This is a genomic window from Sporosarcina gallistercoris, from assembly GCF_014836415.1.
GTDB lineage: Bacteria > Bacillota > Bacilli > Bacillales_A > Planococcaceae > Sporosarcina > Sporosarcina gallistercoris.
Genome location: NZ_JACSQY010000001.1, coordinates 297,557 through 318,589, shown reverse-complemented (window position 1 = coordinate 318,589; position 21,033 = coordinate 297,557). Strand labels below are relative to the sequence as shown.

Annotated in this window: 22 protein-coding genes; 21 read left to right on the top strand and 1 reads right to left on the bottom strand. The window is 42.6% G+C overall.

The window, feature by feature from the left end; genetic code table 11:
* Positions 1-33: 33 nt before the first annotated feature.
* From H9659_RS01620 to H9659_RS01565, 13 genes are all read left to right on the top strand, one after another.
* Positions 34-579: an NUDIX domain-containing protein gene (locus H9659_RS01620; protein WP_191688155.1), complete on the top strand. Its 546-nt coding sequence runs from the start codon at positions 34-36 to the stop codon at positions 577-579.
* A gap of 56 nt (positions 580-635) precedes the next feature.
* A complete protein-coding gene (locus tag H9659_RS01615; RefSeq protein ID WP_191688154.1) occupies positions 636-1,151 on the top strand; it encodes a hypothetical protein in 516 nt (171 codons plus the stop codon).
* A gap of 83 nt (positions 1,152-1,234) precedes the next feature.
* Complete coding sequence (gene fur, locus H9659_RS01610; RefSeq protein ID WP_025784947.1) at positions 1,235-1,693, top strand: ferric iron uptake transcriptional regulator; 459 nt, start codon at positions 1,235-1,237, stop codon at positions 1,691-1,693.
* 104 nt (positions 1,694-1,797) lie between these two features.
* Positions 1,798-2,694 (top strand): site-specific tyrosine recombinase XerD, encoded by an 897-nt coding sequence (xerD, locus tag H9659_RS01605; RefSeq protein ID WP_191688153.1) that lies wholly within the window; start codon positions 1,798-1,800, stop codon positions 2,692-2,694.
* A 26-nt stretch (positions 2,695-2,720) separates the two neighbouring features.
* Entirely contained in the window at positions 2,721-3,920 is a 1,200-nt protein-coding gene (gene deoB / locus H9659_RS01600) for a phosphopentomutase (RefSeq protein WP_191688152.1), read from the top strand.
* A 5-nt stretch (positions 3,921-3,925) separates the two neighbouring features.
* Positions 3,926-5,227, top strand: coding sequence for a pyrimidine-nucleoside phosphorylase (locus H9659_RS01595; protein ID WP_191688151.1), 1,302 nt, complete (start codon positions 3,926-3,928; stop codon positions 5,225-5,227).
* Positions 5,228-5,462: 235 nt separating this feature from the next.
* Positions 5,463-5,816, top strand: a complete 354-nt coding sequence (locus tag H9659_RS01590; protein ID WP_191688150.1) for an anti-sigma factor antagonist — start codon at positions 5,463-5,465, stop codon at positions 5,814-5,816.
* On the top strand, positions 5,806-6,252 hold the full coding sequence (gene spoIIAB, locus H9659_RS01585) for an anti-sigma F factor (protein WP_191688149.1): 447 nt from the start codon (positions 5,806-5,808) through the stop codon (positions 6,250-6,252). The genes H9659_RS01590 and spoIIAB overlap by 11 nt, the downstream gene beginning before the upstream one ends.
* A 3-nt stretch (positions 6,253-6,255) precedes the next feature.
* Complete coding sequence (locus tag H9659_RS01580; RefSeq protein WP_191688148.1) at positions 6,256-7,047, top strand: SigF/SigG family RNA polymerase sporulation sigma factor; 792 nt, start codon at positions 6,256-6,258, stop codon at positions 7,045-7,047.
* Positions 7,048-8,496 carry a spore germination protein gene (locus H9659_RS01575; protein ID WP_191688147.1) on the top strand — a complete coding sequence of 483 codons (1,449 nt, stop codon included), beginning with the start codon at positions 7,048-7,050 and terminating at the stop codon, positions 8,494-8,496.
* A gap of 111 nt (positions 8,497-8,607) precedes the next feature.
* A complete protein-coding gene (lysA, locus tag H9659_RS01570; protein ID WP_191688146.1) occupies positions 8,608-9,933 on the top strand; it encodes a diaminopimelate decarboxylase in 1,326 nt (441 codons plus the stop codon).
* Positions 9,933-10,037 (top strand): YdgA family protein, encoded by a 105-nt coding sequence (locus H9659_RS15350; protein ID WP_225217586.1) that lies wholly within the window; start codon positions 9,933-9,935, stop codon positions 10,035-10,037. Before lysA ends, H9659_RS15350 begins: the two co-directional genes overlap by 1 nt.
* A 72-nt stretch (positions 10,038-10,109) precedes the next feature.
* Entirely contained in the window at positions 10,110-10,478 is a 369-nt protein-coding gene (locus H9659_RS01565) for a GNAT family N-acetyltransferase (protein ID WP_191688145.1), read from the top strand.
* Here H9659_RS01565 and H9659_RS01560 read toward each other — a convergent pair.
* Complete coding sequence (locus H9659_RS01560) at positions 10,475-10,987, bottom strand: DUF309 domain-containing protein (protein WP_191688144.1); 513 nt, start codon at positions 10,985-10,987, stop codon at positions 10,475-10,477. The genes H9659_RS01565 and H9659_RS01560 overlap by 4 nt on opposite strands.
* Before the next feature lie 52 nt (positions 10,988-11,039).
* Between H9659_RS01560 and H9659_RS01555 the strand changes: the two genes are divergently transcribed.
* From H9659_RS01555 to H9659_RS01520, 8 genes are all read left to right on the top strand, one after another.
* Positions 11,040-11,801, top strand: a complete 762-nt coding sequence (locus H9659_RS01555) for a segregation/condensation protein A (RefSeq protein WP_191688143.1) — start codon at positions 11,040-11,042, stop codon at positions 11,799-11,801.
* Entirely contained in the window at positions 11,794-12,399 is a 606-nt protein-coding gene (gene scpB / locus H9659_RS01550; protein WP_191688142.1) for an SMC-Scp complex subunit ScpB, read from the top strand. Before H9659_RS01555 ends, scpB begins: the two co-directional genes overlap by 8 nt.
* Positions 12,400-12,404: 5 nt before the next feature.
* Positions 12,405-13,400: a D-alanyl-D-alanine carboxypeptidase family protein gene (locus H9659_RS01545; RefSeq protein WP_318240680.1), complete on the top strand. Its 996-nt coding sequence runs from the start codon at positions 12,405-12,407 to the stop codon at positions 13,398-13,400.
* A 213-nt stretch (positions 13,401-13,613) separates the two neighbouring features.
* On the top strand, positions 13,614-14,345 hold the full coding sequence (locus tag H9659_RS01540) for a pseudouridine synthase (RefSeq protein ID WP_191688141.1): 732 nt from the start codon (positions 13,614-13,616) through the stop codon (positions 14,343-14,345).
* A gap of 127 nt (positions 14,346-14,472) precedes the next feature.
* On the top strand, positions 14,473-15,000 hold the full coding sequence (resA, locus tag H9659_RS01535) for a thiol-disulfide oxidoreductase ResA (RefSeq protein ID WP_191688517.1): 528 nt from the start codon (positions 14,473-14,475) through the stop codon (positions 14,998-15,000).
* Positions 15,001-15,015: 15 nt separating this feature from the next.
* Positions 15,016-16,671, top strand: a complete 1,656-nt coding sequence (resB, locus tag H9659_RS01530; protein ID WP_191688140.1) for a cytochrome c biogenesis protein ResB — start codon at positions 15,016-15,018, stop codon at positions 16,669-16,671.
* Positions 16,671-17,855, top strand: a complete 1,185-nt coding sequence (gene ccsB / locus H9659_RS01525; RefSeq protein WP_191688139.1) for a c-type cytochrome biogenesis protein CcsB — start codon at positions 16,671-16,673, stop codon at positions 17,853-17,855. Before resB ends, ccsB begins: the two co-directional genes overlap by 1 nt.
* Positions 17,856-17,991: 136 nt before the next feature.
* The gene (locus H9659_RS01520; RefSeq protein WP_191688138.1) at positions 17,992-20,592 is read left to right on the top strand and encodes a hypothetical protein; all 2,601 of its coding nucleotides are present in this window, start codon (positions 17,992-17,994) and stop codon (positions 20,590-20,592) included.
* The last annotated feature ends 441 nt before the right edge of the window (positions 20,593-21,033 follow it).

The window sequence follows — 21,033 nt, the reverse complement described above, 5'->3', positions numbered from 1 at the left end:
CTGGACGAAACAAGAAGGAAAGTGGGGGACCTTATGAAGAAATTCGAAGAACGAACGGTGGCAAGTGAAACGCTATTCAATGGGAAAATTATTGAACTGCGTGTGGACGAAGTCGAACTGCCTGACGGCAAACGGGCAAAGCGAGAGCTTATCAAGCATCCTGGAGCCGTCGCAATTATCGCCATTACAGATGAAGGCAACATCGTTCTGGTTGAACAGTTCAGAAAAGCTCTTGAACGGACCATCATCGAAATTCCTGCCGGGAAAATAGAGCCCGGAGAAGATCCTGAGAAAACTGCGATCCGGGAGTTAGAAGAAGAAACAGGATACCGAGCGAACGAATTGACATATGTCCAGTCTTTTGCGACTTCCCCTGGGTTTGCAGACGAAATCATTCATCTCTATTTAGCGAAGTCTTTGGAAAAAGTGGAGAACCCTATTGCAGGTGATGATGATGAATTCATCAATCTTCAAGAATGTACTGTTGAAGAAGCTGAGGAAATGATGAAAGATGGAAGGATATATGATGCGAAAACTGCTTTTGCTGTGCTGTATACAAAAGAACTCCTGAAAAATTGAACTAATTATAACCGGACAAGCATAGAGTAGTACAAACTATTCGGAGGTGCTTGTCTATGGTTCGTTCGTTATCGTTCTTGCAATTGTTTGTGATACTCGCAGTAGGTTACATAGGCGGCGTGTTACTCTATCGAGGCATTCCTGAAGCGGATTTTACATTTCTAGTTCAGCTTTACGATAGCCGGGCAGCGCAAAACAGTTCCGCTTCTTTACTCATTCAACTAGCAACGGTTCTTTCTTTTTACGTTTTGGCAATAGTCCTGTCTTTGTCCAAGAGAACCAGATTGTTCGTGATGCTAGTAGGCGCACTGAAAGCTGTATTATTCGGGCTTGCCTCATCTCACATTCTTGCCGGCGGAGTGAATATGCTCGCTTATACAGGATGGTGGTTTCCGTTTAAATTGCTAGCGACTTTTCTTGTGTTGCTATTCTGTTGGACGCTCTCACCGCCTTTTTTCACTCGCAAATCGGTTAAGAGAACCAATAACCTCAGAATTCCCCTTATGATTGCCGGGGCGGGAGTGGTCCTTTTCTTTGCAGACAAAGCTGTATACAGTATCTTAGGAGGTTAAAGGCGCTATAGGGCGGTTTCCTTTCTATTGTCATAACGAATGACGGTTTGCTATAATAGAATCATTCTTGAGGGGGGCGTCCTATGGAAAGCCGTATTGAACGCATAAAAAAACAATTACATGGGGCCAGCTATAAATTGACGCCTCAACGGGAAGCTACAGTCATGGTGCTTTTGGAAAATGAGGCAGACCATCTAAGTGCAGAAGATGTGTTTTTGCTCGTTAAAGAAAAAGCTCCAGAAATAGGTCTAGCAACTGTTTATAGAACACTAGAATTGTTAACAGAATTGAAAGTCGTAAACAAAATTAATTTTGGAGATGGCGTTGCGCGTTATGATCTGCGTAAAGAAGGGGCTGCGAGGTTCCACCATCATCTAATATGCATCGAATGCGGAGCAGTCGATGAAATTCAAGAAGACCTTCTCGGTGAGGTAGAAAAAGTCGTTGAAAAACGGTTTGGATTTACAGTCAAAGATCATTGGCTCACCTTCCACGGGATTTGCAAACGTTGTAAATCCGAGGGGGATACAAAGGGAAAGTGAGAGAGGGCGGCAGCATGCTGTCCTCTTTTAGCGTTTCTGTTGAAAAAGGAGGGAAGGAGTCTGTGTCTGCAGCCTAACGCTGTGGTATCAGACAACCGAATCATGTGACAGACTTGCAATTCGCTCTTCAAGATTACTTGCACTTTTTAAAGGTCGAACGGCAGTTGGCAGACAATACGATCTCTTCTTACAAACGGGACTTAACCGCATATACGGGCTGGCTAGCATCGAACCTCACACCAGCAGATACGATTGACCAACAACAGATTACAAACTACTTACACCAGTTGAAAGAACAAGGGAAGTCCTCAAGGACCATTTCCAGACACATCTCATCCATCCGTTCCTTTCATCAGTTTATGCTGAGGGACAAAGTATCAGACACAGATCCTACGGTGCACCTGGAACAGCCAAAGCTGGAAAAGAAATTGCCGCGTGTTCTTTCCGTATCTGTTATTGATAAGCTCATCCAATCAGTTGGCATAGCGACCCCGCAAAGTATCCGGGACACTGCCATTCTTGAACTGTTATACGGAACAGGAATGAGGGTAAGTGAACTAATAGGGATGAATGCGGATGACATCAATTTAACGATGGGATTTGTCCGCGTTTTCGGTAAAGGGAGTAAAGAACGGATCATACCTTTAGGGAACACTGCAGTGAAAGCGTGTACAAACTATCTTGAACTCGTAAGACCGGAGTTTGTTTCTTCTAGTGGAGAAAAAGATGCGCTCTTCTTAAATGCCAGAGGAGGGCGGCTGACACGTCAGAGCATATGGAGTCTTTTGCAAGAAGTCTCAAAAAAATCGGGGTTGACTCAAAAGTTAACTCCTCACATGTTGCGTCATTCGTTCGCCACACATCTTGTTGAAAATGGCGCGGATCTTCGGGCTGTACAGGAAATGCTCGGACATGCTGATATTTCAACGACTCAAATATATACACATGTCAGCCGCACGCGACTGAAGGATGTGTACAGTCAGTTTCATCCAAGAGCATAATCATATAATTTTAGGAGGCAATTCAAATGACTACACAACCATTTAAAAGAATTCACTTGATCGTTCTCGATTCGGTCGGTATTGGAGAAGCGCCGGACGCACATTTGTTTGGAGATGAAGGAGCTGATACGCTCGGTCATATCGGAGAACATATGGAGAACGGTCTGCATATGCCAAACCTCGCTCGGATGGGCTTATCCAATATTAAAAAAATACAAGGTGTTCCTGAAGAGCAGGCTCCTATCGCACTGTACGGTAAAATGCAGGAAGCCTCTGTCGGTAAAGATACGATGACCGGACATTGGGAAATGATGGGTCTTAATATTGAACAACCATTTAAAGTCTATCCAAATGGATTTCCCTCTGAACTCATTGAAGAGTTGGAAAAACGGACAGGCCGTAAAGTGATTTGTAACGAACCGGCTAGCGGGACGGCAGTTATTGAAGAGTACGGAAAAGAGCATATGGAAACGGGAGCGCTCATTGTGTACACCTCTGCTGATCCGGTCCTTCAAATTGCAGCACATGAGGATATTATTCCGATTGATGAGCAATATCGTATTTGTAAAATTGCCCGCGAACTGACACTTCAGCCGGAATTTCTAGTTGGTCGTATCATTGCGCGTCCATTTATCGGAGAACCTGGAAACTTTACACGAACTTCGAATCGTCATGATTACGCGCTTAAACCATTTTCGCCTACAGTTATGAATGCATTACAAGACATCGGAAAAGATGTGGTTGCAGTGGGTAAAATTTCGGACATCTTCAATAATGAAGGTGTGACTAAAGCGGTGCGTACAAAGAGTAATATGGACGGTGTCGATAAGCTTCTAATTGAAATGGATACGGATTTTGAAGGATTGAGTTTTACAAATCTAGTGGATTTTGACGCGCTGTTCGGACACCGTCGTGATCCGCTCGGTTATGGACTGGCACTCCAGGAATTTGATGCAAGGATGCCTGAAATAATGAGCCGTTTGAAACCCGATGATTTGCTGGTCATCACTGCTGATCATGGGAACGATCCGGTTCATGAAGGTACAGATCATACCCGGGAATTTGTTCCGTTACTCGTGTACTCTCCGCGTTTTATAAGTGGTGGTACGCTTCCGCTACGTAAGACTTTTGCAGATATCGGAGCAACTATTGCGGAGAATTTTGAAGCGAAAGCGCCGGAATTCGGAGAGAGCTTTTTACAATCATTAATAGAGAAGGCACGGTGATCAGAATGAGAATGGTCGATGTGATTCAGAAAAAAAGAGATGGAGAGAAATTGTCTGAAGAAGAAATTCGTTTTTTTGTCAATGGCTACACCGATGGCTCTATCACCGATTATCAAGCGAGCGCTTTTCTGATGGCTACGTACTTTTCGGACATGGATGCAGAAGAGCAAGGCTACTTGACGATGGCGATGGTCAATTCCGGTGATCAGATCGATTTATCGGCAATTGAAGGCATTAAAGTCGACAAACATTCTACAGGAGGCGTTGGAGATACAACGACGCTGATCCTGGCACCACTCGTAGCTGCGTGTGGAGTGCCTGTTGCCAAAATGAGTGGACGAGGGCTTGGACATACAGGGGGGACGCTTGACAAGCTGGAAGCAATTGAAGGATTCCATGTCGAAATTACGGAAGAAGAGTTTGTGAAACAAGTAAACGATTTAAAGTTAGCGGTTATTGGACAAAGCGGTAATTTAACACCTGCCGATAAAAAGCTTTATGCTCTCCGTGATGTAACCGCAACAGTAGACAGCATTCCGCTCATTGCAAGTTCCATTATGAGTAAAAAGATTGCAGCAGGTGCGGATGCGATTGTGTTGGACGTGAAAACCGGTGATGGTGCGTTCATGAAAACGACTGAAGATGCAGAAGCACTTGCCCGGTCGATGGTAGCGATCGGTAGAGAAGTGGGTCGTAATACAATGGCTGTTATTTCAGATATGAGCCAACCACTTGGATATGCGATCGGGAATGCTCTGGAAGTGAAAGAAGCGATCGATACATTGAACGGTGAAGGACCGGAGGATTTAACGGAGTTGTGCCTTGTTCTAGGGAGTAAAATGTTAATTGCCGGTGAAAAAGCAAAAGATACAAAAGACGCTCGCAATCAGTTGAATCAGGTTATTCAAGACGGCTCTGCACTTGAGTTGTTTAGTAAGTTCCTTGAAGCACAAGGAGGAAATCCTGAAATAGTGAAAAATCCGGAGTTATTGCCGAAAGCTGCATATCAAATTGAAGTGAAATCGACAACAACTGGTTTTATAACAAAGATGGAAGCGGATGAAATCGGCGTTGCAGCTATGCTTCTCGGAGCTGGCAGAGCAACGAAAGAAGACGATATCGACTTGGCGGTCGGCATTGTCCTGAAGAAAAAAATCGGGGATGCTGTAAAATCAGGGGAGACGATTGCTGTCATTCACTCGAATACAGAAAACATCCTACAGACGGAAAGTTTACTGCTCGATCATATTCACATTGCACAACATGCTCCGGAACGTCCTAAACTGATTCATAAAGTGATGGATTGAAAAATGGACAGCTAAAGTCATACATGAGTAAAGCACCGATCACGATTTCTGTGAACGGTGCTTTTTTTGTTACCGAAAATAGAATAGTCGTCTAAAGACTGCCAATTTTGGACATGCTCCCTGTAAGTCCTAATGTCGGTTCATGTTACGTGGACACTAGTTTTGACTAGTTTTGTCACGAAGAAGGGTTCCGCGTTCCCTCCGTTGAATAGTTGGCGAGAAGGAGGGATTAACGATGACAGATATAGCAATTACAAAAAATGGCATCATTGTTGTGACGTTGCGCGGAGAATTAGGGAATCATGAAGCCAATCGCATCCGAACACAAATTTCATCGGAAATCTTTAGTGGGAAAGTGCATGGTGTTATATGGGATCTGACGCATCTTGGATTTATGGATAGTTCGGGGATTGGATTGATTTTAGGGAGAATGAGAGATCTTTCTCCGCAAAATGGCGAGACTCTCATATTGAATCCCTCTGGCACAATGGAGAAGATTTTTCAATTCTCAGGTCTTGGCGAAGTGGTGAGGCATTGCACCGTAGAAAAAGCTATAGGTGAAATCGGAGGGGTTTTACATGAACAATGAGATGACATTGTCATTTGTCGCAATTGAGGAGAACGAAGCATTGGCTAGAATGACGATGACGTGTTTCATAACACCTTTAGATCCGACGATTGAAGAGTTATCCGAATTTAAAACAATAGTGTCTGAAGCTGTGACGAATGCAATTATTCATGGATATGACTGTGATGGGAAACGAGAAGTGACTATCCATGCGAAAATCGAAGATAGCAAAGTAACGATGACTGTTTCGGATGAGGGGAATGGGATATTCGATGTGGACCAGGCGATGGAACCGATGTTTACAACGAAACCATTACTAGAAAGATCCGGGATGGGGTTTACGATCATGGAAAGTTTTGCTGACAATTTGTCGGTTGAATCTGCTATTGGACAAGGGACTGTCGTACGGTTTGAAAAAACATTTTCTCCGGTCACGGAAAAAAGCAGAATGAGGTGACCTATGGAAATGTCTGTTGAAAAAAACGGAGCACTTCTATCCCAAGAGGAAATGCGCATGCTGATTCAACAGTCCCAATCAGGCGATAAGGAATCCCGCAGACGTATGGTGGAGGGGAATACACGCCTCGTCTGGTCAATTGTTCAGCGGTTCGCTTCGCGTGGTGCAGACTTGGAGGATCTGTTTCAAATCGGCTGTATCGGTCTCATGAAATCGATTGATAAATTCGATCTATCCTACGAAGTAAAGTTTTCGACATACGCAGTGCCGATGATTGTAGGAGAAATACAACGGTTCCTTCGGGACGACGGAATGGTGAAGGTGAGCCGTTCGATTCGTGAACTCAGTTTTAAAATCAGACATGCGACAGATAGTTATGTCAAAGAACACGGGACGTCCCCCTCAATATCCGAGCTAGCAGAAACACTGGAAGTAACGATTGATGAAATCATATTGGCGTCTGATGCCTTACGCGATCCAGCATCGTTACATGAGCAGTTATATGACAGTGACGGCGATAGTTTGACTCTGATGGACCAGCTCAAAGACGACCGTTCTACGAGGCTGTTTGACCATATTCCGTTAAGGGATGTCGTCTCAAAACTAAATAAACGAGATCAGACAATTATTTACATGCGATATTACTTGGATTGCACCCAGAGTGACATTGCAGAAAGGATTGGGATTTCCCAAGTCCAAGTATCACGTCTGGAAAAGAAAATACTATCTCAGCTGAAAACATGGATGGGTGCCAGTGTAGAAGAGACGTTAGATAAAGCGAGGGCTGATCGGTAAATGAATCCATTATTTACATCTAAGACGGAAGCAGAAGCTTGGTTTGTCGATAAGTTTGGAACAGGCGAAACATTTGATGCCACTTTACGGGAAATTCATTTATGGGAAATGCCTGTTCTCCTACTGTATATCAACGGGCTAGTTGACGGGCAGACCATCACCACGTTATTAACCGAAATGCAAGATGCAGACAGAGGGGATGAAGCTTCTCACCATTCAGGTGAGAAGCTGCTCTCTTACTTCCCTTATCACGCAGTGGAGCAGCCTAAAAGTCGTGATGAATTTCTAACATCGATATTGAGTGGACTCGCGGGATTTGTGACCGAGGATGGTTTCACTTTTCTCATTGATATTAGAAGTTATCCAGGGAGACAGCCGGAAGAGCCGGATAATGAAAAAGTAATCCGTGGATCGCGGGACGGGTTTACGGAAAATATTCTTCAAAACACAACGTTGATCAGACGAAGATTACGGACACCTGAACTACGTTTTGAAATGCATAAAGTATCTGCAGTCGGGAAAACAGATGTGGCTATTTCCTATATCAAAGGAGCGGTCAATGAAGATATATTGGACGGAATCCGTAAAAGAATGGATGAAATTGAAACAGATGGCTTAACGATGACGGATAAGTCCCTAGAAGAGTTTTTATTCAAGCAAAGGTTTAATCCGATGCCATTTGTTCGATACACTGAACGACCTGACATTTGCGCAGCGCATCTGTTGGAAGGTCATATTGCTCTTGTAGTCGATACTTCTCCATCTGCTATCCTCGTGCCGACCACCATTTTCGATCATATGCAACATGCGGAGGAATATCGGCAGGCGCCCTTCATTGGGACATTTGTTAGGATGATCCGCATGGCCGGGGCGATTTTCAGCCTTCTATTACTGCCATTTTGGTATTTACTCGCAACGAACACACAACACATTCCTCAATTTTTGCATTATATTGGTCCGGATGATCCTGGCGCAGTTCCATTGTTTGTCCAGTTGTTACTTGCCGACTTAGGAATAGAAGTGTTAAGAATGGCGGCCATCCATACACCCACTCCCATGACAACTGCCATGGGACTTGTTGCAGCCGTTGTTATTGGACAAGTGGCTATAGACGTGGGACTGTTTACTCCGGAAGTCGTTTTGTATGTGTCAGTCAGTGCCATTTTGACATTTTCAATCCCTTCTTATGAATTGAGCATCACCACTAAGATTTTCAGGATCGCCTTACTTATTGCGGCTGCAGCAGCCGGCGCACCAGGGTTTTTCATAATGCTTGCGGTATTGTTCTATTACCTAAGCTCAATGAAGCCGCTGAATGTTCCATACCTATGGCCGGCGCTGCCATTTTTTCCGAAAGCGATGCTTCGAGTAATCTTGCGCCAACCGGTGACTAAAGACACACCAAGACCTTTTATCACCCACTCTCCTAGTAGGAATCGAATGCCGTAAACAATTGCCTGTCCCTAAAAGTTGTGATAAATTTGTCCATAGACAACTCCTTCTGCATTCAAAAATTGTATAAGGAGATTAATCGCAACTATTCGAGTGGAGGCGTACCCGATGGACTTATACGGAACTCAAAAAGTGAACGACAAAGGGCATTTGATCATAGGCGGCTCAGACGCCATTGACCTTGCACATGTGTATGGTACACCGCTCGTTGTTTACGATACTGCGTTATTTCGTATGCGGGCGGCAGGATTTCAAGAAACATTTAAAAAAATGGGGATCCGTGCTCAAGTTGCCTATGCGAGCAAAGCGTTTTCTTCGATTGCAATTTATGAATTGGCAGCTGAGGAAGGGTTATCATTGGATGTTGTTTCAGGCGGAGAATTGTTCACTGCAGCAAAAGCCGATTTCCCTAGGGAACGCATTCACTTTCATGGCAACAATAAAAGCTATATGGAATTGAACTATGCTTTTGATGAAAAAATAGGCTGTATTGTCGTCGATAACTTTTTGGAGCTGTCCATGGTGAAAGAAATCGCATCTACCCGAAAACAGCAAATGAACATCTTGCTGAGAGTCACGCCAGGTGTTGAGGCTCACACGCATGAGTTCATTACAACGGGACAAGAAGACTCCAAATTCGGATTTGACTTGAAAAACGGTCAAGCGGACAAAGCATTTGAACTCGCTTATGACGCACCCTATTTACAATTATTAGGACTCCATTGTCATATAGGGTCTCAAATCTTTGAAACAGATGCATTTACTCATGCTGCACAGGTACTGATGGAAAAAATGCAAGCGTGGAAAGAAACGCATTCTTTTGTTTGCACCGTGCTGAACTTGGGTGGAGGATTCGGTATCCGCTATACGGAAGAAGATCAGCCACTGGAACCTTCTCAATATGTAGAAAAAATGGCGGAAGTTGTTCTTGAACTATCGAAGAGTTGGAACTATCCGCTTCCGGAAATCTGGATAGAGCCGGGCCGGTCGCTTGTAGGAGATGCAGGGACAACACTTTATACAGCTGGCAGTGAAAAGGAAGTGCCAGGAGTACGCACATACATTGCAGTGGACGGAGGCATGTCTGACAATATCCGTCCGGCTTTATATGATGCAAACTATACTGCGGCTGTCGCAAATCGGATGACAAGTCCTCACGATAAAACCGTTACGATAGCGGGCAAGTGTTGCGAATCCGGCGACAAGCTCATTGTCGACGCAAAACTTGCAGACGTGACCGAAGGAGATATCCTCGCTGTGTTTTGTACAGGAGCTTATACGTATTCTATGGCAGGAAATTACAATAGACTTCCTAGACCTGCCGTCATATTTGCTGAAGAAGGGCATCATCAGCTCGTCATCCGTCGAGAGACGTACGAAGACATCACTCGATTAGACCTTTCCTTGCAACAGAAGGTGAGGAAAGAATCGTAATGAAAAAGCGGAACCTACTCTTGTTTTTAGGAATTGTCATCATCGCGTTAGGATGGGGAGCTCTCTATTGGTATATTGTTGTACCGATTATCGATCCCCGTTAAAACTGAGTTGATAAATGATGGACATTCCTGTAAAATCGAGCAGACAGTATTATTGAAAGTGAAGGGATACCCATGAAACTTGTTCGTTACAAGAAAGCGTATCATAAAATAGCAATGGGATTTCTTTCATATAGCTCAGGTGATCAACCTGTCAAACAACTGCAAGAAACGATGACACGCTATGAGACGGATGATAGCTGGGAAATGTATTTAGTGAAGGAACAAGAAGATCTCATTGGAATTGTCGGTGCTGAAGTTGCAGAACATTCTTTTGTCGTACAACATCTTTCCATCAATCCCTCTTTCAGGGGGCAAGGTATTGGGAAAGAGATGGTCGTCAAACTGCAAGAGGAATTTCCAGACAAAACGCCCTATGGGAATGAATATACGGATGCATTTGTCAGTAAATGTGTTCTGGAAGAAACAAGAGCGGAACGCTAGTGTCCGCTCTTCTTCTTTTCGTTGCGAAGTTTTAGAATATCACTTCTGTCACGACGCATATGTTTATGAATAACGTCTTCGCTGCCTGCTGGGAGTAAAATGAGTTTTTGTTTGGCAAAGTGGACTAATTCAATGAGCTGATGAGCTTGAATAACGATTTCGATGGCACAAAAAGAATGTCCCGATGAAATTTCTTTCTTTGCAAGTTCGACATCTAGAAGAAGTCGATCAAATTCGATCATTTCTTTATATTCATCATAGATGGGCGAAAGAGAGTTAAATCGTTGAAGTGCTTTGTCGATGGTCCGGAAAGCTCCATTCAGATTTCCTCGTCTCCAGTGATACATCCCTGTAGACAACAGTATGTAAGCAGTGAGTGGGTGTGACTTTGAGTACCCAGGAATCGACTTCCAATATTCTTCTAATACCTCATGGCCCTCGAAATAATCTTGATTGTCATTAAAATATACTAGGAACTCCACGAAGAGCGGATGAAAATAAGGGTGCATACAATCACTCCTTTCCATTAGTCCATCTGCTGTGAGCAGAAAAGGTGAAAAAATGTCTTATAATGTAAAACTAGAAGCATTCGAAGGTCCACTCGATCTATTGCTGCACTTAATTAACCGATTGGAAATAGATATTTATGACATTCCAATGGCGCAGCTGACAAACCAATACATAGAACACTTACATGCGATGCGTGTACTCGAACTCGATGAGCTCAGTGAATACTTGGTTCTTGCCGCCACCTTGATAGAAATCAAGAGCAAAATGCTGCTCCCTGTGCACGAAGGCGATGTATTTGATGAGGACGGGCAAGAGTTCGATATGGAAGAAGATCCACGTGAAGAACTGATTGCCCGTATTCTTGAATACAAAAAGTATAAAGAAGCGGCAGTCCAACTGAAAGAATCGGCGGATGAACGTGCTGTTCACTACACGAAACCACCTACAGAAGTGGAATCGTATGGAGGTGTAACTCCGATCGATCCAGGTGATGAACTCAACGTGTTCGACCTTCTCGGTGCTTTCCAACGCATGCTGCAACGCAGGAGACTGAAAGCGCCTATGTCTGCCAGTATAACAAATAACGAAATTTCTGTCGGCGATAAAATGGATGAAATCATGAGTCATGTTGAACGTAAGGGTGGCAGTTGTGATTTTGAAGAGTTGTTTGAAGAAGGAGATATGAATGGTTTGATCATCACATTTCTGTCCATTCTTGAACTGATGAAACGACTCGATATCATTGTGGAACAACACGGGAATTTTGACACATTAAAGATTCGAATGCAAATGGAGGAACAATCGCATGATTGAACATGTCAAGCTAGCAGCCACTATAGAAAGTTTGCTTTTTGTAGCAGGTGAAGAGGGGCTGTCGTTAAAACAACTTGCTGCATTGACTGTATCCACTGAAGGTGAAGTGACCGATGCTTTGGAACAATTGCTCCAAGGATACGAAGAACGTAACACAAGTGGGATTACATTGCGTCAGTATGGAGGGGTCTTTCAGCTTGTCACAAAAGCGGATCACGCGGAGGATATCAAACGGTTGTTTGAAAATCCTCCATCCAAAATGATGACGCAAGCTGCACTGGAAGTGTTAGCAATTATAGCGTACAAACAGCCAGTCACTCGAATTGAGGTGGATGATGTGCGGGGTGTCAAATCCGAACGCGCCATCCAGACCCTTGCTTCTAAAGGATTCATCATGGAAAAAGGGCGTTTAGAAGCGAGCGGGCGCCCGATTCTATATGCAACAACATCGTATTTCCTAGATCGTTTCGGTCTGAATTCGTTGGAAGATTTGCCACCGCTACTCCAAGAGACAGAAGATGATGAAGACACGGACTTATTCTTAACGAAGTTTCAGGACATATTAGAAGCACAAGAAGAAGGAGGAAACAGTGTTTGAAAAGAGTGCTTGCTATAATGATGCTATGTGTTTCGATTGGATTCATGCCTATTCCTTCAGCTACAGCTGCCGTAAATTCATCATGGGTGGTCATCGATGCTGACAACGGGAGGATATTGGATGGAGCCAACCCGCATGATCAACTGCCGATTGCGAGCTTAACAAAAATTTGGACGGCACTGACGTTTATTGAATCCGGAGCACCTCAAAAAGAAACCGTGATTTCACCTTTGGCAGCATCCGCGGAAGGATCATCGATATACTTGGAGCCGGGGAGTACGGTTTCAACAGATGAGCTGCTTCACGGGCTCATGATGCGTTCCGGAAATGATGCAGCCATGGCCCTTGCTGAACATGCTGGTGGATCCGAGGAAGGTTTTGTCCAACTCATGAACGAGCAAGCGGATCTTTATGGACTAAAGGATACGCACTTCACCAATCCCTCAGGTCTTCATGATGAAAAACATTTGTCATCCGCATATGATACAGCAATGATGCTCTACTTTGGGATGAAAAATAAAAAATTCAAGAAGATTGCATCTACGGAACACTATACTAGGAAGGGGACGCAACCAGGGGTTTGGGAAAACAAACATCGGCTCATTACTTCAGACACGGATGCGGTTGCGGGGAAAACCGGTTTCACGAAAGCGGCAGGCAGGACGTTAGCAACCTACTTTGAAAAGAACGGCAAAAAAGTAATTGTCGTGACGCTGAATAATGGGAATGACTGGAATGTCCACAAATCATTGGCTTCCCAAGTTTTTAACGAGTATACAATTGTGACAGTCGCTAAAAAAGGCGAGTATGCAGTACTGCCTGGTATCACAGCGTATCTGAAGAAACCAATAAAGTTGTTGCTCAATCAGGAAGAGAAGAGTAAAGTTAGTTCAGTCATGCGGATTCCGCGAAGTGATGCGCACTCATCATTTGGCCAATGGATAGTCTCACTGGATCAAGAACAAGTGGTGACTTCGGAAGTTGAACTTAAACGTGAGTGAAATCTTTTGAATTAAAAAGATGACTGAGAACGTTGATAACTTTTGCAGCAGAGGACTAGTTAACGCCTCTGTTTTTTTCTTTTTTAGCGAAAAAAGTTGGTCGTCCATGGAAAAAGGGTGAATTCCTTAAGTAGTGCCCTTTTTAGGCCGTCTTCTTTTCATTTGTATAAAAATATGACATAATTTTTGAGACTGAAGAATGAGGTGACGGAAATGGAAAGACTACAAAAAGTATTAGCAAGAGCTGGTGTTGCATCCCGGAGAAAAGCCGAGGGGTTAATCCTGGAAGGAAAAGTGAAAGTGAATGGTTCCGTGGTGACTGAACTTGGAACAAAAGTTTCGAATGCAGATAGAGTGGAAGTTGAAGGGGTCCAAGTTGTGAAAGAGACATTCGTCTATTACCTGCTTTATAAGCCGAGGGGTTATATCTCGACCGTCCATGATGAGAAGGGGAGAAAAACGGTATTGGACCTTCTACCTGGCGTTGAGGAGCGTATTTTCCCTGTTGGGCGTCTGGATTATGACACATCGGGTGTCATCATCATGACGAATGATGGAGACTTTTCCTACACAATGACCCATCCTAAGTTTGGTATCCGAAAACAATACATTGCAAAAGTGAAGGGCATCCCAACTCGGGAAGCACTGAAAAAGCTTGAGCATGGAATTGAATTGGAAGACGGATTGACCGCTCCTGCAAACGTGAAAATGCGGTCAATGGATAAAAAAGCGCAAACCGCACTTATTGAAATCACAATCTCTGAAGGGAAAAACCGTCAAGTTCGCCGCATGTTCGATGCCATTGGATGTCCAGTTGTGAAATTACGCAGGGAATCGTTCGCCAACCTGACCACTATAGGACTGAATGCAGGTGAGGCACGCGAATTGACGACCCATGAAGTGAAACAACTGCGTGTTCTTGCGGAAACCGGTAAAATCGGCTGACTCGTGACACAAATGTTTCACAAAGCCTTCATCAACAGAGCCGATTAAAATACACATCTTTGTTATAATGAAGGATGCTATGTATGATTCGAATCACCAAATTTCAGAAGGGAGTGAAGTGGCTAAGATGGACAAAAAGAAAAAGCGCTTGATCATAAGAGGAGCGATTTTACTCATCTTAACGGCGGCTATTATCTTTGCACTTACTTCTAAGAAAGAAACAAAAGTGCTTGCAGTCGGGGATAAGGCGCCGAACTTTGAACTGCTGGATATGAACGGAGAGAAAGTGAAGCTCTCTGACTATGAAGGACAAGGTGTGTTCCTGAATTTCTGGGGAACGTGGTGCCCTCCTTGTAAAAAAGAAATGCCATATATCGAAAAGCACGCAAAAGAATTCACGAAAAAAGGGGTACAAGTCCTTTCTGTGAATATCGGAGAATCGGAATTTAAAGTGAATACGTTCATAGACCAATATGGACTCACATTCCCTGTTTTGATCGACAAAAACAAAAGTGTGAGCCGGAATAGCTATAACGTGGTCCCGCTTCCGACAACCATGCTGATTGATGAAAATGGCGTCATTAAACAAATTGTCACCCGTGAAATGAGTGAAGCTGAAATTGTGTCTCTTATGGAGAGCATTCAACCCGAATAAGGAGCATGGTATCCAATGAGCAAAATTAAATGCCAGTGCGGTCACGAAAATCCTTTCGGAACCGTCCTATGCGAAAAGTGTGGCCGACCGCTTACAGACGAAGCGCAGAATAGTAAAATGGTCGACATGCGTTATGAAGGTTCTGCCAGACGTTCGCAAACTTATAAGAAATCCATTATCGATAAAATTTGGAACTTCTTTTCAAGTGTGAAAATCGGTGTCAGTATCATTGTTGCTGTTTTATCGACATCAGCAATCGGCACGATTTTCCCTCAAAAATTTTATGTTCCGGTAGATGGAAATGATCCATCTGCGTATTTGGAGTACTACGAGCGTCTTTATGGGACGGTCGGTAAATTATATTATCAGCTTGGATTTTATGATATGTACAACAGCTGGTGGTTCAAAATCTTAATCGGTATGCTCGGTACGTCCATAATTATCGCTAGTTTAGACCGGGTCATCCCACTTTACAAGTCACTCAAAAAACAACGGACAAAACGTCATCCTTCGTTCATGAAACGTCAACGGATCTATGGGGAAAGTGAAATCACGGATGCTGATGAATCTCTTATAAATGCTGAAAAAGCATTGAAAGATTTACGTTACAAAGTGAAAGTGGAAGATGGCGCGATTCTCGCAGAGAAAAACAGGTTTGGCCGTTGGGGTCCGTACGTCAACCATACAGGACTTATCATATTTTTATTAGGTGTGCTCATGCGCGGCATTCCAGGATTTTATGTCGATGAGACGATGTGGATCCGTGAAGGGGAAACGCGTGAAATTCCAGGAGCCCCAGGATATTTACTTGAAAATGTCGACTTCTCTGTAGAAACGTATTCGAAAGATGAAGCAGATGAAGTTTTCGGTGAAGCACTTGAGAAAAATGGCGCCATCGTGAGTGAATTCAAATCTGATGTTAAACTTTATAAAGAAAAAGAAGGTTCTTTACCGGGTTCTTCAGATGTAGAGTTCATAAAAGAATATCCGATCATTGTCAACAAACCATTGAAATTCGATGGATATAGCATTTTCCAGATGGATTACAAAACGGGTGAATTGAAAACGATGACGTTCACATTGGTGAACAAAAAGACCGAACAGTCTTTGGGTGAATTCACAATAGACTTGAACGAACCAGCGAAAGAATACGATCTTGGAAGTGGATCTTCAATTGAACTCATGGAATACTATGCGGATTATGATGGCATTGTGGATGGACAACCATCTTCAAAATCTCCGATCCCGAATAACCCAGCATTCATATTCAATATGAAGACACCTGAACATCCGGATGGCGAAAAGAGCTTCGTTGCGATCCGACAAACGTTAGAAGTTGAACCGAATGACTATGAAGCCAAGTTCCTATCTGCAGAAACGAGAGATGCTTCAGGTCTCACAATCCGTAAAGATAAAACGATTTACATTCTTTTGTTAGGCGGAATTATCTTTATGATCGGTGTCATCCAAGGATCTTATTGGCAACATAGAAGAATTTGGATCCAAAAAGGAACGGGTTCTGAAATGCTGATTGCAGCGCACACAAACAAAAACTGGTATACACTCAAAAAAGATTTGGATAAAGTGAAAGAAGTAGCTGCTCTTCCAACGTATACCGATAAGCAGGACAAAGAAGCTGTCACTGATACGACGGAAGGAGAGACAAACTAATGGATTACTCTGCATTAAGTGCGAATTTACTGCTAGTATCATTTATCGCCTACCTAGTCGGCACCTTCTTTTTCGGAGGGGCGGTCAAGGGTTCTAAAACGGAAAAAACCTATAAAGATAGCATGTGGGGGAAAATCGGGATTGTTGTTACAATCATAGGTTTTGTTTCTCAATTAGGTTATTTCATCACCCGCTGGATTGCGTCAGGACATGCTCCTGTCAGTAATATGTTTGAATTTACCACTGCATTCAGTATGATGCTTGTCGGATCATTCATTCTCATTTTCTTCATCTACAAAACACCATCGCTCGGGTTGTTTGCGCTTCCGATTGCGATTGTCATTATTGCATATGCGAGCATGTTCCCTAGAGAGATCACACCACTCATTCCAGCACTGAAGAGTTATTGGTTAACGGTACATGTCATCACCGCAGCTCTTGGTGAATCGATTCTTGCGATCAGTGCGGTTGCAGGACTGATCTATCTTGTGAAGAACGTAGATTTAACGAAGAAATCCAAAGAACGTTTTTGGCTGGAAGCGGTCATGTTCACTGTCGTTCTAGTCCTTGGATTTGTGTTATCTTCTACAGCGTTCAGTATCGCAGGGTATGAGTCAGAGTTCACGTATGTGGACAAAAACGGTAAGTCTTTAGAAATCACCTATAATATGCCCGCGTTATTTGGGATGAATGATTACGAGCAAGTGACTGCGGAAACGATGAAGCCTTGGGCTGAGATGCCAGCAATCGTGAATGCTAAAACACTCACTACATTTGTGTGGTCATTATTTACGGGGATCATTCTCTATATACTAATCAGACTCATTTTCCGACGACCGATTGCAGCACTTTTGCAGCCATTTGCTAAGAAGGCTAATTCTCAATTGATGGATGAAATCGGCTATCGATCTGTCCTTATCGGTTTCCCTGTCTTTACACTTGGAGCGCTCATTTTCGCTATGATCTGGGCACACGAAGCGTGGTCAAGAATGTGGGGCTGGGACCCGAAAGAAGTATGGGCTCTTATCACTTGGCTGTTCTACGCAGCATTCTTGCACCTTAGACTATCTCAAGGATGGGAAGGCAAGAAATCGGCATGGCTTGCCGTTGCCGGATTTGTCATCATCATGTTCAACTTAGTAGCTGTCAACTTGATCATTGCAGGTCTACACTCATACGCATAACGGAAACTGTGCAGCCAACCCGCTGCACAGTTTTTTAATATCTTTTTAACGATCAGTGTTTTATTATCCTTAAATTATACTAACGAGAATATTTCTCTTATTAAAAAAGCCATGAACCCTTGGTGCTAAAGGATTCATGGCTTTTTTGATAAAATTTTATCGTATGGAAAAGGCGACTAACGCTAAAACTCTTACAGTAACTTTTACAAAGCCTGTAACTGCTACTGCTGCGGACTTCACAGTAAACAAAGGTGCTGTTAAAACTAACATTGCTGGAGTTACTATGTCAGCTGATAACAAAACGGCAATGATTGAGCTTACTTCTAAGTTAACAGAAGGCGAATATACTGTTAAGGTTGCTCAAAAAGACAAAGACGCTCTAACAGGTAGTGTTACTGTTCAAAACGAAAAAGTCACTGCTATTGAAGTACTATCTGATCAAGCTCCAATGGCTGATGGAAACAAAGCAACTGCTGCATATCAGGTTACAAACCAATATGGTGAAGACATCACTAAACTTTATGGTGCATCATTAGTCAAAACTGTAACTGGAGCAGCTAACGGCGCTACAGTGAAATCAGATGGTTCAATAGAATTTAATCTTGTTTCAGGCGCGAAACTTGATGACAAAATCAATATTACTCTTGTAGATGGAGCAACTGGTGTTTCCACTACAAAACAGCTTACACTTTCAAATAAGTCCGCTGCTGCTAAAGCAACAGTAGGTGCATTGTACAATAAAGATGGTAAAGAACTAACTGAAGGAACAACAGACTTCTCTAAAGATAAGTTTTACCTTCCAGTTACTGTCGTAGATCAGTATGGAAAAGAAGTTACTAGTGCTACACGTGCTAACAACGAGCTTGTAGTTACAAACACAAATCCAGCAGTCGTTGATTTCTTAGGTACTGCGGATAACAAAATCAAAGAAGTAACAATTGATGGTAAACAAGTATTAGCTCTAGAGGTTTCTAAGGCAGGATTGGCAGGGACTTCAAATGTCCTATTTATTTCTAAGACTACTGGTGCAAATTCTACAGCAACAGTTACGGTTAACGAAGGACTTAAGTTTAACTCTGTAACATTAAGTTCTCCATCAGAATTAGTAACTGCTAAAAAGGACATCATGTTCCCGTTGATGGTTACTGATACTAAAGGTAATGAAATTAAAACTAAAGCTGAGTTAGCTAAAGTAAAAGATAACATTACTACTTCAGTTGGTGAAGTTGTAGAAGTTAAGGATAAAGGTTTGTTTGTAAAAGTAACTCACAATGCTGTACCTGGTGCTAAAGAAGTAAATGTAACAAAAGACGTACCAGTAACAGTTGTCGTTACTACAACTTCTGGTAAAGTTTCAACACAAACAGTAACACCTAAAGCAGAAGCAGTTGCTACTGTGATTACAGGTCTTGACAAGGACATCAGAACTGCACTTCTTTCTAACGACACTACAGGTTCAGTGATTAGTAACACGGACCTAATGGTTGAAGATCAGTATGGTCAAGTTATCACTGATGAAGATATTCTTAAAGACCTTGAATTCCAAGTTACTGCTCCTTCCGCTACTACGTTTACATTAGCAAATGATGCTAGTGCAAATAAAAAGTGGACTGTTAAGCCTGTAGTTGGTACAGAAAAATCATCTGAAGTATTAACATTCAAGTTAATTAATGGTGCTGCTCCAGTGGAAGCAAGTGCATTTACAAAAGCTTTCACAGTTGTAAAGAACTCTGATTTCGCTTCATTTAAAGTAGAAGATCTTTCACCTATCTACGTTAATGCTGATAACGAAGTTGTTGCTGCATATAACACTGAGAAAATGGTTGTGAATGCGACTACTGCATCAGGCGAAGTTGTTAAACTTGTTGAAGATAAAGACTTCACAGTAACTGGCAAACCAGCTAACGGAGCTAAAGTTAACTTCGAATCTAATGCAACAACTGCTAAAAAGAATGTAACTATTACTATTAATGCTACTGGAGAAACTCTAACAAAAGAAATCACGTATTCTAATGTAGCTCCAAAAGTTGCAGATGTTAAGATTGTTACAAATACTAAAGCTCCTGCTATGGTTGCAGGTACTGAAAAGCTAGTAGAAGTTAAAGACATTGAGTGGACTAATGCAGCTGCATTTGATATTGAAGCTTTAAAATCAAAAGTTGACTTTATTGTAACTGACACTTATGGTGTTAGCGTTGCAGCAAATGAAACAACTGGTGTAAAAGTTACACTTGCAGATGGTTCAACTCCTGCAATTGATGCAACTCTAACATTTAACAAAGTATCTGGTGATTTGATCTTTGATAAAAATGGTGCATCAGATGCAAGTGTAAAAGAATTCACAGCTAATTCAGTATTCAATACAGTTGTTAAGTTTAGTGGCGTTGCTGCTAACCCATTAAAAGTTACTGCTACTTTGAAAAATACTCCAACTGCAGATGCAGCAGCAGCTAACGCTTCGATTTCGGCAGCTAAAGCAAACCTTGCAACACCTACAATCTCAGTTGCTGGAGATAATTTGGGTTCTTTACCAACTACTGTTGGAGACACAGGAGTTACAGTAGCTTGGACTTCTGCAGCTGGAACTTACGTATCTAATGCGGGTGCATTTGTAAGTGGTCCAGGAAGTGAAGTATTAACAGCAACAATTACAAAAGCTTCTGGTACACAGCAAACTAAAGCATTTACAGTAACTACTGACGCATCAAAAATCACGAACATTGTTGTAACTCCTTAATAAAAATAAACGAAACGTTACTATATAAGCTAGTTCGCTAGTGAAATTAGTGGAATATGCCTCATGGAATTGCTTTAATTAGTAGTTTTCCATGAGGTTTTATTCTAACTGTTATGTTCCAATTATTCGGTGTAATTCCGGATCTTGCTAAACAGTCTTTATGCATGTGCCTAATCCTCCTGGATCCAGTGATGCGCTGAGTAAATACGCAAAAGGGATTAAGTCAGGTAAAGTCGTACTCGGTAGTGCCGAGGCGGGGCTCCATAAAAGACAACTATGGTCAGGTAGACGAATCCATGTAGGCAGGGTGAGGTAGTGAGTGTCGCGAAATTAAGCTAGGGGTTCGGTACTCATCCTTCCATATGAAATGATGGAATGGAGATCAGTGAAATTGACTGTTAACCTGTTCTTTCTCTCTCCTGGATAGTGGAGATCTAAGGT

Excerpts from the sequence above, each read along its gene's own strand:
- H9659_RS01620 (WP_191688155.1), top strand. The coding sequence starts at position 34 with ATGAAGAAATTCGAAGAACGAACGGTGGCAAGTGAAACGCTATTCAAT.
- H9659_RS01615 (WP_191688154.1), top strand. The coding sequence starts at position 636 with ATGGTTCGTTCGTTATCGTTCTTGCAATTGTTTGTGATACTCGCAGTA.
- fur (WP_025784947.1), top strand. The coding sequence starts at position 1,235 with ATGGAAAGCCGTATTGAACGCATAAAAAAACAATTACATGGGGCCAGC.
- deoB (WP_191688152.1), top strand. The coding sequence starts at position 2,721 with ATGACTACACAACCATTTAAAAGAATTCACTTGATCGTTCTCGATTCG.
- H9659_RS01595 (WP_191688151.1), top strand. The coding sequence starts at position 3,926 with ATGAGAATGGTCGATGTGATTCAGAAAAAAAGAGATGGAGAGAAATTG.
- H9659_RS01590 (WP_191688150.1), top strand. The coding sequence starts at position 5,463 with ATGACAGATATAGCAATTACAAAAAATGGCATCATTGTTGTGACGTTG.
- spoIIAB (WP_191688149.1), top strand. The coding sequence starts at position 5,806 with ATGAACAATGAGATGACATTGTCATTTGTCGCAATTGAGGAGAACGAA.
- H9659_RS01580 (WP_191688148.1), top strand. The coding sequence starts at position 6,256 with ATGGAAATGTCTGTTGAAAAAAACGGAGCACTTCTATCCCAAGAGGAA.
- H9659_RS01575 (WP_191688147.1), top strand. The coding sequence starts at position 7,048 with ATGAATCCATTATTTACATCTAAGACGGAAGCAGAAGCTTGGTTTGTC.
- lysA (WP_191688146.1), top strand. The coding sequence starts at position 8,608 with ATGGACTTATACGGAACTCAAAAAGTGAACGACAAAGGGCATTTGATC.
- H9659_RS15350 (WP_225217586.1), top strand. The coding sequence starts at position 9,933 with ATGAAAAAGCGGAACCTACTCTTGTTTTTAGGAATTGTCATCATCGCG.
- H9659_RS01565 (WP_191688145.1), top strand. The coding sequence starts at position 10,110 with ATGAAACTTGTTCGTTACAAGAAAGCGTATCATAAAATAGCAATGGGA.
- H9659_RS01560 (WP_191688144.1), bottom strand. The coding sequence starts at position 10,987 with ATGCACCCTTATTTTCATCCGCTCTTCGTGGAGTTCCTAGTATATTTT.
- H9659_RS01555 (WP_191688143.1), top strand. The coding sequence starts at position 11,040 with ATGTCTTATAATGTAAAACTAGAAGCATTCGAAGGTCCACTCGATCTA.
- scpB (WP_191688142.1), top strand. The coding sequence starts at position 11,794 with ATGATTGAACATGTCAAGCTAGCAGCCACTATAGAAAGTTTGCTTTTT.
- H9659_RS01540 (WP_191688141.1), top strand. The coding sequence starts at position 13,614 with ATGGAAAGACTACAAAAAGTATTAGCAAGAGCTGGTGTTGCATCCCGG.
- resA (WP_191688517.1), top strand. The coding sequence starts at position 14,473 with ATGGACAAAAAGAAAAAGCGCTTGATCATAAGAGGAGCGATTTTACTC.
- resB (WP_191688140.1), top strand. The coding sequence starts at position 15,016 with ATGAGCAAAATTAAATGCCAGTGCGGTCACGAAAATCCTTTCGGAACC.
- ccsB (WP_191688139.1), top strand. The coding sequence starts at position 16,671 with ATGGATTACTCTGCATTAAGTGCGAATTTACTGCTAGTATCATTTATC.
- H9659_RS01520 (WP_191688138.1), top strand. The coding sequence starts at position 17,992 with ATGGCTTTTTTGATAAAATTTTATCGTATGGAAAAGGCGACTAACGCT.